Here is a 17,345-nt window from a genome sequence, read left to right as displayed (position 1 = left end):
TCCAATAAAAACAAGGTTTATTTACCAATAATAGTGAGTAATTTGAGTCTAAAAATTACTTTATAGCCAATTTTGTTTTAATGTACCGCCTATAAACCGAGAGAATAAAGTATCGTTTCTTTCGAAAACGTTTGAAGCCTCAAACTTTGCCCTTCACAACTTTGTTACCCGAAATAAAATTGATAATTTAGCCCAGTCAATTTATATACATAAATACAATGAAAAATACTGCGCTTACGCACATACACGAGAGTTTGGGAGCAAAAATGCTTCCGTTTGCCGGATACAATATGCCTATTTTATATGAAGGAGTGAATGCAGAACACGAAACGGTGCGCAATGCCGTGGGTGTTTTTGACGTATCTCACATGGGTGAATTCCTGCTTACGGGTCCAAATGCATTGGCATTAATTCAAAAAGTGACTTCAAATGATGCTTCGACTTTGACCATTGGAAAAGCGCAATATTCTTGTTTGCCAAATAATGATGGTGGAATTGTAGACGATTTGCTAGTTTATAAAATGAAAGAGGAGCAATATTTATTAGTCGTAAATGCTTCGAATATTGATAAAGATTGGGATTGGATCTCGGCTCAAAATGATTTGGGCGTGGAGATGAAAAACCTATCGGATGATTATTCTTTATTAGCTATTCAAGGGCCAAAAGCGGTTGAATCAATGCAATCATTGACTTCAAAAGATTTATCTGCGATTCCGTATTACCATTTTGAAGTGGGTGAATTTGCCGGTATTGAAAACGTAATTATTTCGGCTACAGGGTATACCGGTTCTGGAGGTTTTGAGATTTATTGTAAAAATTCAGAAGTAGAACAAATTTGGAATAAAGCTTTTGAAGCGGGTGCGGCTTTTGGCATCAAGCCGATTGGTCTTGCGGCTCGTGACACGTTGCGATTGGAAATGGGCTTTTGTTTATACGGAAATGACATCAACGACACTACTTCCCCACTAGAAGCTGGATTGGGATGGATCACAAAATTCACAAAAGAATTTACTAATTCTGAAAATCTAAAAAAACAAAAAGAAGCAGGAGTTACCAGAAAACTAGTTGCTTTTGAAATGCAAGAACGTGCGGTGCCAAGACACGATTACGAAATTGTAAATGCTTCAGGAAAGGTGATCGGGATTGTAACTTCGGGAACCATGTCGCCATCGATGAATAAAGGAATTGGAATGGGTTATGTAACTGTTGAAAACAGCGCTTTAGAAAGCGATATCTTCATCCGAATCCGTAAAAATGATGTTCCTGCCAAAGTGGTAAAATTACCTTTTTACAAGAAATAAAAATAAATGAACAAACTTTCACTAGCATTTTTGCTTACTACATTTTCACTTTTTGGTCAAAATGACGCAAAAACTTGTGAAACACTTTCTAAAATAAACGCATTATTACAACGTGAACATTATCAACCAAAACCGATAGACGACAGTTTATCGGTTTTTGTTTTTGATAGTTTTTTGGATGCTTTGGATTCGAACCGAAACTTATTCACCAAAATTGAATATGAAAAACTTTGCGAACACAGACTCCAACTGGACAATTACTTATTGCAAAACAATTGTTCGTTTATGAATGATTTTGTTGCTGCATACACTTTGGCTTTAAACAGAAAAAAGAAAGTTTTAGAGAAAATACAAAAAGAACCATTTGATTACAAGTCAAATGATTCTGTAAAATTTTCGAAGAAAAAATTTCCTTTTGATTTAGTTGCAACAAATTTAGAACGTGTTTGGAAAAAGAGAATTCGGTATGATATCCTGGAAGATATTTCAAAGCTAAGTTCAAATTTAGATTCGTTAAATCAAAATTTCTCCACTCTCGAAAAAACAACTAAAATAAAGTTATTTGATGCTAATTTGTGTCAGGTAAACAGTATTTTAGAGACTAAAGGCCGAATAGAAAGTGATTTACAGAATACTTTTTTGAATTTGTTTTGTACCTATTTTGACCCACATTCGAATTATTTTTCTTTAGCTGCAAAATCAAGCTTCATGTCGGGTTTGTCTACCAGCACGCTATCATTAGGCCTAAATGTAGGTTTTAATGAAAAAGAAGAAATCGTTGTGCAGGAAATAGTTCCGGGCGGTCCCGCTGCAAAGACTGGTAAGTTTGAAAAAGATGACACCATTCTGGCCGTTTCCAATACCAAAGGCATTAGCTATACCGTTTCCTGTTCTTCCATTGAAAAAATTGGAGAATTAATTTTTTTAGATTCCAATACTAATATAGAATTAACCATTCAGAAAAAAAACGGAGCTGTCATGATTGTATTTCTTCGAAAGCTAGTAATGAAAGCGACAAATAATGTAGTGTATAGTTTTATTGCCGAAAAAGAAGCTAAAATAGGTTATATCAATATTCCCAGTTTTTATTCGAATTTTGATGGAAATTCCGTTCAAGGATGCGCTGATGATGTTGCCAAAGAAATTGTAAAACTTCAAAAAGACAACATTAAAGGATTAGTGATTGACCTCCAGAATAATGGTGGTGGCGCTATTCAGGAAGCGATTAAATTAGCGGGAATGTTTATCGACATAGGTCCTTTATCGGTTTTAGTAGACAGCAAAGACCAGCAAACTATCTTGAAGGATTTTAATCGTGGCAGCGTTTACAATGGTCCTTTGGTAGTGCTGATAAATGGGAATTCCGCTTCAGCAAGCGAGTTTTTTGCAGCTGCTATTCAAGATTACAACCGCGGAATGATTATCGGGAGCACTTCGTTAGGAAAAGCTACGATGCAGGCTATTTTGCCTTTGGACGAAAAAAACCAACAGGATTTTGTAAAAGTAACAATTGAAAAATTCTACAGAGTTTCCGGCAAAAGCCATCAAATACAAGGAATTATACCAGATATTGCGCTACCGATTTTATTTGACAGTATTACTCCTCGTGAAGACAGTTATAAAACAGCTTTGAAAAATGATAACATTACTACCAAGGCGAGATTCAGTCCTTTGCCACGAACTTATTTCCCACAACTAACAGCATTAAGCAAAAAAAGAGTAAAAGCAAATGTTCGTTTCAATGAAATTAATACAGCAAATGAACAGATTAATGCACTTTATAACAATCCTAAAAAACCAACACGATTAGTTTTTAAAGATGTGTTTGATGATGTACATGAAATTGACTCCCTATGGGGGAAAGTCAAAAAAATAGTAGAAAGTGAAAGTGATTTTACTCTTTCGAATACTTCCTATGATGTAGAGAATTTAAAATTCGATACTTTTCAGCAAGAAAGTAATACTTACAAAATTAAAAATTTAAAAAACAGTCCGTATTTAGAAGAAGCAATTGCAATACTGAATGATTACAGAACTCTAATCAAATAAGTCAACCCTAAAATATGAAATCAACCTTTACCCTGCTCTTACTTTTGCTCGTTACAACGTTTACTAATGCTCAGGAATTCAGAACACCTGTTGACTATTTGAATTATATCAGCAAGGAAACTGATATTATTTCCCGCACAACTTGGAAATACACTTCGGCAGTGGCACACAGCAAGAATGCCCGAAAAATTGATCTGACACGAAAAACGTTGGTGAAAAGCATACAGACTGCAACTAAAAAAATAGAGGGACTGAAAGATGGTTACAAAGGTGATGTGGAATATAAAAACCAGCTCCTAGCCTATCTCGCAATTTCTGAAAAGCAAATCAATCAGGAATATGAGAAAATAATAAACATGCAGGAAGTTGCAGAGCAATCCTATGACTTTATGGAAGCATTTATTATGGCAAGAGATCTTGTCAATACTAAAATTAATGAAGAAATCGATAAATTGAATGCCAACCAAAAAAGATTTGCGACTAAATATGGGATTCAAATTGGGGAAGATAAAAGTGAATTGGGTAAGAAAATGAAAATATCTAACGAGGTTTTTGAAAATCACACCCAATTATATCTAATCTTTTTTAAAGTGAATTTCACAGAATCGGTATTGATGAAAGCAATTGCTGATAACAATTTGAATGCAATTCAACAAAACAGCAATGCTCTGGAACAATATTCGAATGAGGGTTTTGAAAAACTAAAGACATTTCAACCTTATAAAAACGATTTAATGCTTGTAAATGCTACCAAAAAAGTATTGGAATTCAGTAAAAAAGAAGCGTTAGAATTTGTACCGGGAGTTGTTGCTTTTATGATGCTGAACCAAAAATTTCAGGAAAGCAAAAAAATTATGGACGACAAAGCCGCAAATGCAAGATCTAAAGCAGAAATTGATAATTTTAATTTGCTCGTAAACATTTTGAATAAAGAACTAGGAACTTACAACAAACTGAATACAAAGTTCAATACAGAGCGCTCCAACGCTATCAATAACTGGAATACAACCGGAACAAATTTTATTTCGAAACACGTTCCAATTGATTAACAAAAATATTTGAAAAAATAACTAATAACTGTATTTTTGCAGTTCAAAATAAGAAATAAAATGGGAAGAGCGTTCGAGTTTAGAAAAGGAAGAAAAATGAAACGTTGGTCAGCAATGGCCAAAGCATTTACCAGAATTGGAAAAGATATTGTAATGGCTGTAAAGGAAGGTGGACCAAATCCTGATGCCAATTCCAGATTAAGAGCCGTTATCCAAAACTCTAAGGCCGTAAATATGCCGAAAGAAAATGTGGAACGCGCCATTAAAAAAGCAACTGATAAAGACACAGCCAATTATAAAGAAGTATTATTTGAAGGATATGCGCCTCATGGAATCGCGATTCTGGTTGAAACTGCAACTGATAATAATAACAGAACGGTAGCTAATGTTAGAAGTTATTTTAACAAATGTAATGGAACTATGGGAACGCAAGGTTCTGTAGAATTTATGTTTGATCACACCTGCAACTTTAGAATTCCTGCAAACGGAATTGATCCTGAAGAATTGGAGTTAGAATTAATCGATTTTGGTGCTGAGGAAGTTTTTGAAGACGAAGACGGTATATTGATTTACGCTCCTTTTGGAAGTTTTGGAACCATCCAGAAAGAATTAGAAAACAGAGGATTGGAAATTCTTTCTTCTGGATTTGAAAGAATTCCGCAGATCACAAAGAAATTATCAGAAGCAGAAATGGCTGACATCGAAAAGCTAATTGAAAAACTGGAGGAAGATGATGATGTAATGAACGTGTATCACACTATGGAAGAAGCATAGATTTCCTATGCGGACATGCTAACTTAGCAATCAAACAGAGTTAACAAATAATCTTAGCTTTTAAAGAGTAACGGTACCTTAGTTGTATAATTGGCGCAAAAAATTCGAGATGTTTCGAGAAAGGAGCTTTCCTGGAAAAGGAAATTTAAAACCAAGTCCCGAACTAGAAAAATTAACGAATTGGAAAAAAGACTCAAAACGCTGATTTATATTGAGATACATTAAAAAAGAAATTGCCCTTTTTTCTAAGAGCGCTCGATGATTTATAGTTTCATTCAAAACAATGAACAACTATAACCAATTAAAAAAAAGTGAAAGTGTTTCAAGTGAGGAATGGCAGATGTTACCGATGCAAAAAACAACAATCACTGCAAGCCAGCAACGATACCGAAGTCCTATAATAACAATAGCACTTCGGAGTATTGGTTATAAAATTTCAATACCCGAGCGATAGCGAACTGTGAAGCAATATTTTGAAATTTGACATAACGGAAAAAGAATGCACTCTGCTTTGAATGATACAACTATTGAAGAATTTAACGATCAAATTAATTACAAAAATATAGCCTAACTTAATGTGCAGTTTTCATTTGCATATCCAAAGAATCTTTGAGAAAAAAAAGAGGGATAAATAAAGGGTAATATTGAAGAATATTTGAATACTAATTAACAAATGAAAAAGAGTAATTTTTAGTAAAAAATGTAGTAGCCATTTTGAATTGAAATTAGGTAATTAAAAGCACCGGAATTTGCGCAATAGCAGCAGGAATGATAGGATTTATTATCCTAAAATTAATTTTAGAAAAAAGGGAACTACCTGAAAGAAAAGTACCCTGCAGTACGAGCTTCCAGATCCTAATTTATCATTTTACTAATTTTATCATGATTCAGGATTTTTAACAAACGCCCTTTTTTTTCAATTAGACCTTCATTTTTAAATTCTGTAAGTGTGCGGCTAACCGTTTCAATGGCTGTTCCGGACAATGCAGCAAGATCATCCCTGCTGATACTAACACTGTCAATTGCACTGTTGCTTTTTTTAAACATACGTAGTATCGCTTCTGCAATTCTTTTCCGTACTGATTGATAGGCGAGTTGCAAGAGGTAAGCATCTTTATTACGGATTTCATTGGATAGAATTTCAAGAAACTTTCCTGAAACATCTGGATAAAGCCGTAATAACTCATCAAACTGTGATTTAGGAAAAAAGAATAAAGAACTGTCTTCTAAAGCAGTTGCAGTATCATCGTATGGTTTATTGCAAAGGATAACATTATTCCCAAAAAAATCTTCTGTCTGGTAAATACCCGTCATTAGTTCACGTCCTTCCTCAGTCATCTTTATCGTCTTAATTTTCCCTGAAAGCACTAAATAAATACCTGTAGCACTATCCCCTTCATAATATACCACTTGATTCTTCTTGAATAACCTACTTTTACGTTCGGCAATGATTTTTTTTAATTCAATCAATCCTTCGTTTTTAGGAATTAGATTATCGAGTTGTTCTAGCGATCTGCTATAAAAATCATGCTGCAAGTCTTTTTTCTTTAATCTGATTTCGATTGCATTTAAGAGTTCTAATCTTCCAAATGGCTTGGTAAGGTAATCATCGGCGCCCATTTCCATTCCTTTACGTAAATCAAGTCGTTCCGATTTAGAAGTAATAAAAATAAAAGGAATATTGGATGTTTCAGCATTTTTATTAATAAGGTATAATACATCATAACCATCCAGGTCGGGCATCATAATATCACATAAAATAATATCTGGTATATCTGTCATAGCAATTTCAAGACCTTGTTTGCCGTTTTTACCTACGGTAACTTCATAATTGGCTAATTCAAGTATTTCAACTATATTATCCCTTATTTCTTTATTATCTTCTATTACTAGTATTTTGCTCATGTATTTGAAAATGTTAACGTAAATAATGTTCCTTTATCTATAACACTACTATAAGAAATTTCTCCCTCCATAAGAGCTATGTACCGGGCGACAATATTTAAACCAAGTCCGGTTCCGGGAATGTTTCCCGTATTATGTGCTCTAAAGAAAGGCTTAAATAAATGCTTTTGGTCTTTTTCAGGAATACCTATTCCTTCATCTTTTACCTTAATGATACAATGCGTATCATTGATTTCGGTTGTAAAATCTATTCTAGAGGTATCACTAGAATATTTTATAGCATTAGTAATTAAATTAATAACACTATTCTTAATTAAATTTTGGTCCAATTTGATTCGCTTTTGAACACCATAATGTGCAAAGTGAATTTGCTGTTCTCCTTTTGACAATAATTGCATCTCTTCTGTAATTTCTTGGGCTAATTGCTCCAAATCAAAACAAGTTAGATTTGCCTTTACCTTACCTACTTCTAATTTTTCTATGTACAAAAAATCATTTAGCACGGTAGTCAAATTTGTTACAGCATTAATTATTTTTCCTGCATGTTTAACGATATTGGGGTTTTCTAATGGTTCTGCATATTTTTCAATAAGTGAAGCTGATAATTGTGCTGTACTCAATGGTGTACGGAACTCATGAGAAGCCATTGATAAAAAACGGTTTTTTAATTTACTCAGCGCCTTTTCTTTTTCTAAAGTTATACTCACTTTTTCTTTTGATTTTTCAAGTGCTTTAATAGTTTCTTTCAAGGTCTTTGTACGTTGCTCAACAAGCTCTTCCAAATGAGATGCGTAATTTTTCAAACGTATCTCATCTTTTTTTTGTTTTGTAAGATCATGTATAAATCCGGCATAAATTCTTCTTCCAGCATACTTTACTTCACTTACACCAAGTTTAAAAGGAAATTGGTATCCCTCTTTAGTTCTTCCTATGAGTTCCCTTCCAATGCCTATGATCTGAGCTTGATCGGTACTTTTATAATGCTGAAGGTAGTAATCGTTTGATTCTTTATCTCGATTAGGCATTAGCATTGAGATATTGTTTCCTAAAACTTCTTGCTCTGTATAAGCAAATAGTTTGCATGCCACTGGATTAATGCTTTCTATAATTCCAACATCATCCATAATTATTATGCCGTCAATGGCATTGTATACGAGGGCATGTAGTAAGGTAGCGTTTTCCATAACTTGTATATCCAATGAGCGTTGTTTACTTGTAAAGATAACCTAAACCAGCCCCTAAATACTTTCACGATAAGGGTTATATATTGTAAAATTCACTCCTTTAATAGTGATAATAAGTGATATGAATCATATAAAGTACCACTCTAGCTCATTTCTTTCTCCTGCTATTTATTCCAACTTTGCCTTAGCAAAGAATGATAAAACATTTAAAAGCACAATATAGAAAAAATGAAAACTGATGGAATTTTACAAGAGCATGTAATACATAGCTTACAGCAAGCATCAGCTATTTATTATTGTAAAATAGTAGTGGTTCCAAATAATGATATAATAATGCTTAGTGATATAGTTGAGCATTATACAACGTAAATAAAAGCCTAAAATATAGCAAGAGAGGTTATAGGTGTAAAATCAACAAGTAATGAAATTGTTCTCCTATTAAACGGAAGGGAAGAGAAAAAATATAATGAAATTACTAATGAAATACTAATGATTTTCAGATGGAATTGGAATACATTAAACGATACCATTAAAGTCAAGGTGATCAATGGATAGGTCACCCTTTCAGGAGAAATAGAATGGAACTATCAAAAAGAAGCCGCTAAAGTAATAATAACTAACCTAATTGGTGTAAAAGGCACACGTAATGCTATCTCTATAAAATCTCAAAATAAAGGTCAAATAGATAAACTAACTCTCCAGGTAACACTACAAAACAATCGCAATTTAGATTGTAAAAAAAATTGAAGTAGTAATTTCTAAATACAATATAGTCTTAAAAGGAACTGTTGATTATTCCCATCAGAAAGAGCTTGCTGGCCGTATAACGTGGAAAGCAACAGTAGTTATAAATGTTGATAATTAATTATTAATTGAAGAAGACTAAATAATACCAAATGAAAATAATTTAAAAACTATGCATTTGTATGAATCGCGCTGATGCAGAAATCATAGACTTCACTGATTGGCTTAAGGCTACAGAAGCAATTTTACTTCATTTTGATGTTCAAGACAAACAGGAAACCTTGCAACAAGTGAAAGCGAAATGCACAACAAACAACAATAGCAAAAACAGAATTATTACTATAAAAGTTAGCGAGCATAATTGAAGATTTTGAGGAAGTTTTACTTTTTTGGTCCAACCAATACAAAGTCGGAACTACTTAATTTTTTAATAGAAAAGCATCATTTTGACAATATAAAAACAGAAAGTATCGATACTGATAACCAGCCCGATAATTAGCAACAGGAATTTATTAGAGAATATTTCAAACATATTAACGTAAATGAGTAATAAATAGTTTTTAGCATTATCTGGAAATACTTTTAAAAGTATGTTAATCGTGATTTAAACCAAGTGCTTTTAAGTTAAATCTTGCTCCTATAATTAATGAAAAGTCTCTTTTAAGAAAAGCCGAATAAATAACTATAAATTAAACATCCTTACTCTGAAAATTTTTTTTTTAGTTCCTTGTATTTGAAGCGCCAAATGCGCCAATAAACATGAATACAACTGTAAAAAAAGTTAAAAACTGAACAAGAAAAGCTCACAAACAAATCTCTTTTTTCAAATAAAAAATAAAAAAACAACTGATATGAAAATACTAATCGTACTTACCTCACATGCAGATTTAGGAACAAGTGGTGAAAAAACCGGGTTTTGGGTTGAAGAATTTGCTGCACCCTATTTTGTCTTTTTAGATGCGGGAGCAACAATAACCATTGCCTCACCAAAAGGTGGTCAACCGCCTGTTGATCCAAAAAGCGAAGCCGAAGATGCGCAAACTGCGGACACCAAAAGATTCTATAAAGACCCTATTGCCATAGACCTTGTATCACATTCATTAAAACTAAGCGCTATAAATCAAGAGGATTATGATGCCGTTTTTTACCCTGGCGGTCATGGTCCGCTTTGGGATTTAGCAACTGATGAAAATTCTATCAATCTTATTAAAGGATTCTATAACCATCAAAAGCCAATCGCTTTCGTATGCCATTCTCCTGCTGCTTTAGTCAATGTAAAAGCAAAAAATGGCGAACCTTTGGTCAAAGGAAAACAACTTACTGGCTTTTCTAATACCGAAGAGGAAGCGTTGAAATTAACAAAGGTAGTGCCATTTTTACTTGAAGATGAACTGATTAAAAACGGTGCTCATTACAGCAAAGGTAACAGTTTGGAATCCTATGTAAAACAAGACGGATTGCTAATTACTGGACAAAATCAAGCCTCATCAGCAGCAACGGCAAAATTGCTTCTTGAAACCTTAAAAGGCAAAAAATAGGTAACAATTCCGTGATCGTTCGTTTTATAAAAAGTTTAAAACAAGCATAAAATATAAAAAAACAAGGAAAAATGATACAAGTCAAAAAAGAAGGTGTACTACTAACAAAAACCATACTTCCATTTGAAAATGAAGGTGTACTGAACCCTGCTGCTATAAAGGAAGGTAATTTTGTCCATCTCTTTTATCGTGCTGTCAGGGAAGGCAACCATTCATCCATAGGATATTGTATGCTAGAAGGTCCTTTATTGTTGGTAGACAGAAATAAAAAATCACTTATCGTTCCTGAATTTGATTATGAAAGCCACGGAATGGAGGATCCTAGAATTGTAAAAATTGAAGACCTCTACTATTTGACCTATACCGGTTTTGATGGAATCAATGCCTTAGGATGTCTTGCCGTTTCAAAAGATCTTGTACATTTTGAAAAAAAAGGAGTAATTGTACCTCAAATCACTTTTGCAGAATTTGATCAATTTGCAGAAGAAGAAAGCCCCATCAATACTAAATATTTTCGCTACAACGAGCACACAGGAACTTTAGAGAAAGACAAAAAAAAATATCTCGTTTGGGACAAAAATGTTATTTTTTTTCCCAGAAAAATAAGAGGTAAATTTTACTTCCTACACCGAATAAGACCTGAAGTTCAGATTGTTGTAGGTGTAGATGATTTGAAAGATTTGACAGATGTGTTCTATAAAGATTACTTGAGCCATTTTAATGACCATGTAGTTCTTACTTCAAAATTTGACCATGAAATTAGTTATGTCGGAGGTGGATGTCCTCCAATTGAAACTGATCAAGGCTGGCTGTTAATATACCATGGTGTAAAAGATAGCCTTAATGGTTATGTTTATTCAGCATGTGCGGCTTTGCTTGATCTTGAAAATCCACAAAAAGAAATTTCACGACTCCCATATCCGCTGTTTAAACCAGAACTAAATTGGGAACTGAAAGGCGAAGTTAATAATGTGTGCTTTCCTACGGGATCAGCCGTATTTAACGACACTCTATATATCTATTATGGAGCTGCAGACGAAAGAATCGCCTGTGCCTCTGTTTCCTTATCAAAATTAATAAATGAATTAATGCTTTATAAAAAACAAGATGATAAATAATGTAAGGTCAAATCACAAAGATGGATATGTAGCTATAAACGAAACCGTTTTCAGCTCAATTAAGACTCCAGAACAAAAAAAGAAAAATAGTAATAGGTCCGAAATTTTAATTATTACTTCCTATCCGCCACGCGAATGTGGTATTGCTACCTATTCACAAGATTTAATTTTAGCATTAAACAACAAATTTGAAAATACATTTGATATAAAAATTGCAGCATTAGAAACGAAAAACCACAAATACAACTATGGAAAAGAGGTTGTATCTATCTTAGAAACAGATAATGAAAATTCGTATTGTGAACTAGCAGAAGAAATAAATAGTAACACATCTCTAGAATTAGTTCTGATTCAGCATGAATTTGGCCTATTCAAAACTAATGAAACTGATTTTGTTCAATTTTTAAAGGCTACCAAAAAAAGTATCATCATTGTTTTTCATACTGTTTTACCAAATCCTGATTCACTATTAAAAAAAAACATTGCACAAATAAATGCTAATGTTGATTCCTTTATAGTAATGACCAATAATTCTGCCAAATTACTACATCAGGATTACGGAATTACAATGGAGAAAATCTCTGTTATCCCGCACGGCACACATTTAGTGAAACATACCGATAAAGAAGTTTTAAAAGAAAAATACAATTTGTTAGGCAGGAAAGTAATTTCCACATTTGGTTTACTGAGTTCCGGAAAATCAATCGAAACAACATTAGACGCAATGCCTGCCATTATTGAAAAAAACCCAGACGTTTTGTTCTTGATAATTGGTAAAACTCATCCATCAGTAGTTTTAGAAGAAGGCGAAAAATACCGCCACAGTTTAGAACAAAAAATTGAAACACTAGGTTTACAAGACCACGTGAAATTTATCAATTCATTTTTACCACTTGAAGAATTATTGGACTATTTACAACTTACTGATATTTATCTTTTTACTTCGAAAGACCCTAATCAAGCGGTAAGCGGTACATTTTCATATGCTATAAGTTGTGGCTGCCCGGTAATCTCTACCCCAATACCGCATGCAACTGAAATAGTACAAAACAAGGGGGGAATTACGATTGACTTTGAAAACTCAGAACAACTAGCAACGCAAGTTACATTACTGTTGGATAATCCGCAATTGTGTAAGGAAATTTCAAATAATGGTATTCACAAAATGGCACCAACAGCTTGGGAAAATTCAGCAATTGCACATGCTACATTATTTAAAAGGTTTCTGAACAAAAAGTTAAAAGTAAATTATATAAAACCTGCAATAAACTTAAACCATTTGAAAGAATTGACAACGTCATTTGCAATGATCCAATTTTCGATAATCAATAAACCCAATTTAAAAAGCGAATATACTCTCGATGATAATGCACGTGCTTTAGTAGCTATTTGCCAACATTTTGAATTGACCAATAATCTTGACGACTTAACTTATATTGATCAATATTATCAGTTTATTCACTTTTGTCAACAAGAAAACGGCACATTTTTAAACTATGTGAATGAGGCTAAAAAATTTACCAAACAGAACAGCGAAAATTTAGAAGATTCCAACGGACGAGCAATATGGGCTCTAGGGTTCATGATTTCTTTGAGTGATATATTACCCGAAATACTAATCTCAAAAGCGAGGAAAACAATGCAGTCTGCTTTAACAAGTGCAGTTCAAATGCATTCTACAAGGGCGATGGCTTTTACAATAAAAGGAATCTATTATGGTGGTAAAAAAGAGATGCTTGTCGAAAACAAAATGTTAATCAAAGTATTAGCAAACCGATTATTACAAATGTACAGACACGAATCAAAAGGAAGCTGGCATTGGTTTGAGAGTTATATGACCTATGGTAACAGTATTTTACCTGAAGCTATGCTTTGCGCGTATTTGACTACCAGCGAAATGACTTACAAAGAAGTAGCAAACGAATCATTCGATTTTTTACTTTCAAAAATATTTACAAAAAATAGTATTAAGGTCATTTCTAATAAGGGATGGTTACATAATGATAAAGCAGTATATATGGACGTCATTGGAGGGGAACAACCCATTGATGTAGCCTATACTATTTTGGCTCTAGCCAAATTTTATGATACTTTTAAAAATAATTCTTATCAGCAAAAGATGGAAATAGCCTTTAGTTGGTTTCTTGGAAATAATCATCTGCATCAGATTATTTACAATCCATGCACTGGTGGTTGTTATGACGGTTTAGAAGATAAGTATATCAATCTTAATCAAGGAGCTGAATCTACCGTAAGCTATTTGATGGCTCGATTAACTGTAGAAAAATACAGACCGCAATCTGTCACTGAAATTAAAAAACATCATCACAAAAACCGCCACAATATAGCTGTGGGAATTACAACATAAAGATACAATGTAATAGCAATTTTAAAACAAGTAACATGCATTACGATCACTATTACGCAGGAATGATTTTTATTGGTGGGTATTATGGTTAATACTTTTTTTAGGATTTTGTCATCCCTTATACCATCCCTAGACAAAGAAACCCTATAGATAAGCCACTAGAGATCCTTAAAAAAAGATTTGCTTCATGCACTATTAGTTTAAAAGAATACGAACAAATAAAGAAAAGTATTGACAAGCCATAGATTACAAGTGCAAATCAAAAAACAAAAAAATTATAATTAAGTCATAAATTTCAACAGTATGAAAACCAATAAAAAAAATCTAACATCTTCAAAAATAGAGGGTGAAAAATTAGCTGCATTAAATTACCCCCCAAGCGAGGACATCTATGCTAAGCTTACTGAATCCAAGGACATAGATCCTGAAGATGTCTTAAAAAAGAAGCCTTTTATGAAGAAATCGGAATCCAAATGGAATGAAAAAAATTTCAGAGAGGATGTTTCAGGTTCTGACTTAGATGTTCCTGGATCAGAACTAGATGATGCAATGGAAAATACAGGCAGTGAAGATGAAGAGAATAACGGTTATAGTTTGGGTGGCGATGCCCATAATGATCTAGAAGAAGACAATGGGTAGCAATTATAATTTCATAAATATTGGACAGATAAGTTTTTCAATTGAGTGTCAAAGGAATATTTTCTAAGTAACCAGTAAGGATATTGATTTTTTTAATATCCTGTGGGCTTATTTCTTCTAAGTACATCATCAACGCTCTCAAGCTATCGCCAGGAGCAGCGATCAAGATGTTTTATCCCTTTCTTAGCTTCGGTTCGATTTCAAATTTATAATAGGAATCCGTTCTTTTAAAGGTTACAGCTAGACCTTCTCCGTTTAGTGGCGCTACAGCATATCTTCTGCATCAAATTCCTACTTAGTCAGTACGAAATTACTTAATGGTGTCATCTTTGTTAAGACCTTTAATTTTGCCATAAATCCTTTCATTCTAAGCACCATTTTTTTTAATCGAAATCTTCGTTAGTCAAATTATTTATAGAATGATTTGCAACGTACGTTGTGCCTTTGTAAGCGTTGAAGCATACGTTATATCAAAATGATATTCTCTAGTTTTTTCCCTATAATCTTTGCTTCAGACACTCCCACTGGCGTGAGGCCAATATCAAGGTTTCCAGTAAATCGATTTTTTAGATTGTAAATCGATTGTCCGCAACTGACTAGGGCCAAAGTCGGCAAAATTTAATCTATTAACACCTGCAAAGTTGCGTTATAATTAGTAATTCTAAAATATGCGCTATTATTCTCAATAGTGTTACTCGTCACAATTATTGATCGACCTTAGATAAGTGTTGCATATCAGTGATTCAAATGATTGCTATCATTCTTTGATTCCTAATAATGGTGCAAATTTGTAAAACTAGTTTACTAAAAATAAATAATAAGCTAAATATTGTTTGTGTCAAGAGAAGAAACTTCACCTGATAATCTTTAAAATCAGGTCCTAACCAAATAATATTTTTTTAAACACCCAATTTTAAATATGATAGCCTAGATAAAAGACTAGTTAATTCTGCCTAGAAAATTTTTCTTATTTATGTAAGATTTTTTAGAGAGCTTTTTATAACGTCTTTTCAGTTCAAAGAATTTATCTATCTATGTTATTCTACACGAAACAAATCCCTTCCTCTAGTAAGAGTATTATAGGTTTGTATATTGGGTTCGGTTCTTACTATTTTCAATTCATTTGACAAAACAGATAACTTTACAGCCAAATACGGGCTTGAATTACTGAACAATTCGCAAAATAATAAAAATTACTTTTTTAAATAAGCAAGGTCATTCCAGGCCAAATGGTTGTAGTACATCTTTACAGTTAATCATTAACTAAAAAAGCTACAAAATGAAAAGCAATGAAGAACTGCAGAAAAATGTCGTCGATGCAATCAACTGGGAACCTCTTTTGCAGGCTGCCGAAAGTGGAGTAATGGTACAACAGGGAGTGGTAACACTAACAAGGTCTGTAAATATAGATTCAAAAAATCCAAAGCATAGCACACCGCAAAAAATATAATAGGTTTAATAAAAGTGCTTTAAAAAATCAATGTAATCTAAATGTTAGTGACAAAAGAATGGAAGCTGGTATTATAGCAGCAATTCAAAATGCTTTCAACTGGCATTGGAAATCCCAACAAATAAAGTAACAGTGTTGGTCAAAAATAGCTGGTCAACTTGAGTGGCAAAATAGAGTGGAATTATTAAAAAGAAGCTACTCAAAAAAAAAGTTTTTCACCTCATTGGGATTACAGGCATAACTAATGACATTACTATCAATAACTCATGTCTCTTATTACCGGATTACAATATTAGCTATTTTAAGCTTAAATCGGTGTAACAAAATCAAAGTACATTACATGGCTATTTGTAAGAGATCAACAAACCATCAACTGAGCATTAAAGAGATAAATTACAATCAAAAGGTTTTTTTATAGTATTGCAGTTCAAGATTGTCTAATTCTAGAACACAAAGTTTTTCTTCACTGAAAAAGAAGAAGAAGAAATGATTTTACCACTAACAAAGTTGTAGTTAGAGACTTGAATACAGTAGCCGAATGCATCTGTGTAACCCAATAATTCACCTCTTTTTTAAAAGCCAACTTCTTGCTAGGAGGAGATACTTACTCACTAAAAGAGAAAATCACAGGACTGAAAATCAAAAAGAAAGAGCTAAAATACTATTTAAAATTTATCCTGATTTAAAATTTGCATACCAAGTATCATCGGAATAATCAAATATATTTCAAAACACCAATAATAAAATATACGCATACACTAAACTAGGTAAAAGACCCGAAAAAGTGACTCAATCAGGATTTAATGCTTTCAATAGTATCCCAAGAACCATAATCTATCAATTACAAAACTATTTAGCAGTATTTTGATAATCGAAGCACCAATGCCTCAGGAATCATTCAATGCGCAAATAAATACGTTCAGAGGTAAATTTAGAGGCGTAAGAAATATAGAATTCTTCCTATTTAGACTCACTAATTTATGTTCTTAATTTATCTACTCTACAGGTTTTGGGATTGATCCGGCAATACCCAGACACTTCTTACCATTAAAACAAAAAAAAATCCTCATCAATTGAATGATGAGGATTCTTCAAAGAAAGGCGACGACATACTCTCCCACATAACTGCAGTACCATCTGCGCAGGCGGGCTTAACTACTCTGTTCGGGATGGGAAGAGGTGAGCCCCGCCGCAATAACCACCTTAAGAGGTTATAATTGCTTTGG

13 protein-coding genes, 1 rRNA gene and 1 pseudogene are annotated in these 17,345 nt (G+C 33.2%); 12 read left to right on the top strand and 3 right to left on the bottom strand.

Features of this window, described 5'->3' with window-relative positions; genetic code table 11:
• Positions 1 to 218 precede the first annotated feature (218 nt).
• From gcvT to G7A72_RS00420, 5 genes are all read left to right on the top strand, one after another.
• Entirely contained in the window at positions 219 to 1,301 is a 1,083-nt protein-coding gene (gene gcvT / locus G7A72_RS00440; protein WP_165151000.1) for a glycine cleavage system aminomethyltransferase GcvT, read from the top strand.
• 6 nt (positions 1,302 to 1,307) lie between these two features.
• Positions 1,308 to 3,350: a carboxy terminal-processing peptidase gene (locus G7A72_RS00435; protein ID WP_165150999.1), complete on the top strand. Its 2,043-nt coding sequence runs from the start codon at positions 1,308 to 1,310 to the stop codon at positions 3,348 to 3,350.
• A gap of 14 nt (positions 3,351 to 3,364) precedes the next feature.
• Positions 3,365 to 4,399, top strand: a complete 1,035-nt coding sequence (locus G7A72_RS00430) for a hypothetical protein (protein ID WP_165150998.1) — start codon at positions 3,365 to 3,367, stop codon at positions 4,397 to 4,399.
• Positions 4,400 to 4,459: 60 nt separating this feature from the next.
• Positions 4,460 to 5,173, top strand: a complete 714-nt coding sequence (locus G7A72_RS00425; RefSeq protein ID WP_113635578.1) for a YebC/PmpR family DNA-binding transcriptional regulator — start codon at positions 4,460 to 4,462, stop codon at positions 5,171 to 5,173.
• Positions 5,174 to 5,456: 283 nt separating this feature from the next.
• Positions 5,457 to 5,627 (top strand): hypothetical protein, encoded by a 171-nt coding sequence (locus tag G7A72_RS00420; protein ID WP_165150997.1) that lies wholly within the window; start codon positions 5,457 to 5,459, stop codon positions 5,625 to 5,627.
• A 401-nt stretch (positions 5,628 to 6,028) separates the two neighbouring features.
• Here G7A72_RS00420 and G7A72_RS00415 read toward each other — a convergent pair whose 3' ends face one another.
• Both G7A72_RS00415 and G7A72_RS00410 read right to left on the bottom strand, forming a co-directional pair.
• Positions 6,029 to 7,078, bottom strand: coding sequence for a response regulator (locus tag G7A72_RS00415; protein ID WP_113666026.1), 1,050 nt, complete (start codon positions 7,076 to 7,078; stop codon positions 6,029 to 6,031).
• The gene (locus tag G7A72_RS00410; protein ID WP_165150996.1) at positions 7,075 to 8,262 is read right to left on the bottom strand and encodes a PAS domain-containing sensor histidine kinase; all 1,188 of its coding nucleotides are present in this window, start codon (positions 8,260 to 8,262) and stop codon (positions 7,075 to 7,077) included. Before G7A72_RS00410 ends, G7A72_RS00415 begins: the two co-directional genes overlap by 4 nt.
• A 567-nt stretch (positions 8,263 to 8,829) precedes the next feature.
• Between G7A72_RS00410 and G7A72_RS16725 the strand changes: the two are divergent.
• From G7A72_RS16725 to G7A72_RS00380, 7 genes and pseudogenes are all read left to right on the top strand, one after another.
• Positions 8,830 to 9,009 (top strand): annotated as a pseudogene (locus tag G7A72_RS16725) (ornithine aminotransferase); the annotation flags it as partial.
• 179 nt (positions 9,010 to 9,188) lie between these two features.
• Complete coding sequence (locus G7A72_RS00405) at positions 9,189 to 9,371, top strand: hypothetical protein (protein ID WP_165150995.1); 183 nt, start codon at positions 9,189 to 9,191, stop codon at positions 9,369 to 9,371.
• 486 nt (positions 9,372 to 9,857) lie between these two features.
• Entirely contained in the window at positions 9,858 to 10,544 is a 687-nt protein-coding gene (locus G7A72_RS00400) for a type 1 glutamine amidotransferase domain-containing protein (protein WP_165150994.1), read from the top strand.
• Between the two features lie 71 nt (positions 10,545 to 10,615).
• Positions 10,616 to 11,662, top strand: a complete 1,047-nt coding sequence (locus G7A72_RS00395; RefSeq protein WP_165150993.1) for a pesticidal protein Cry7Aa — start codon at positions 10,616 to 10,618, stop codon at positions 11,660 to 11,662.
• A complete protein-coding gene (locus tag G7A72_RS00390) occupies positions 11,652 to 14,030 on the top strand; it encodes a glycosyltransferase (protein ID WP_165150992.1) in 2,379 nt (792 codons plus the stop codon). The genes G7A72_RS00395 and G7A72_RS00390 overlap by 11 nt, the downstream gene beginning before the upstream one ends.
• Before the next feature lie 303 nt (positions 14,031 to 14,333).
• Positions 14,334 to 14,669, top strand: coding sequence for a hypothetical protein (locus G7A72_RS00385; protein WP_206531514.1), 336 nt, complete (start codon positions 14,334 to 14,336; stop codon positions 14,667 to 14,669).
• Positions 14,670 to 15,948: 1,279 nt separating this feature from the next.
• Positions 15,949 to 16,119 (top strand): BON domain-containing protein, encoded by a 171-nt coding sequence (locus G7A72_RS00380; protein ID WP_165150991.1) that lies wholly within the window; start codon positions 15,949 to 15,951, stop codon positions 16,117 to 16,119.
• A gap of 1,096 nt (positions 16,120 to 17,215) precedes the next feature.
• Here the strand turns inward: G7A72_RS00380 and rrf are convergent.
• Positions 17,216 to 17,325: ribosomal RNA gene (gene rrf, locus G7A72_RS00370) — 5S ribosomal RNA — on the bottom strand.
• Positions 17,326 to 17,345: the final 20 nt, after the last annotated feature.

The organism is Flavobacterium sp. Sr18, from assembly GCF_011064265.1.
In the GTDB taxonomy this organism is placed as follows: Bacteria; Bacteroidota; Bacteroidia; order Flavobacteriales; family Flavobacteriaceae; genus Flavobacterium; species Flavobacterium petrolei.
The sequence above is the reverse complement of the archived record's forward strand: the minus strand, read 5'-3'. Positions and strand labels throughout refer to the sequence as shown.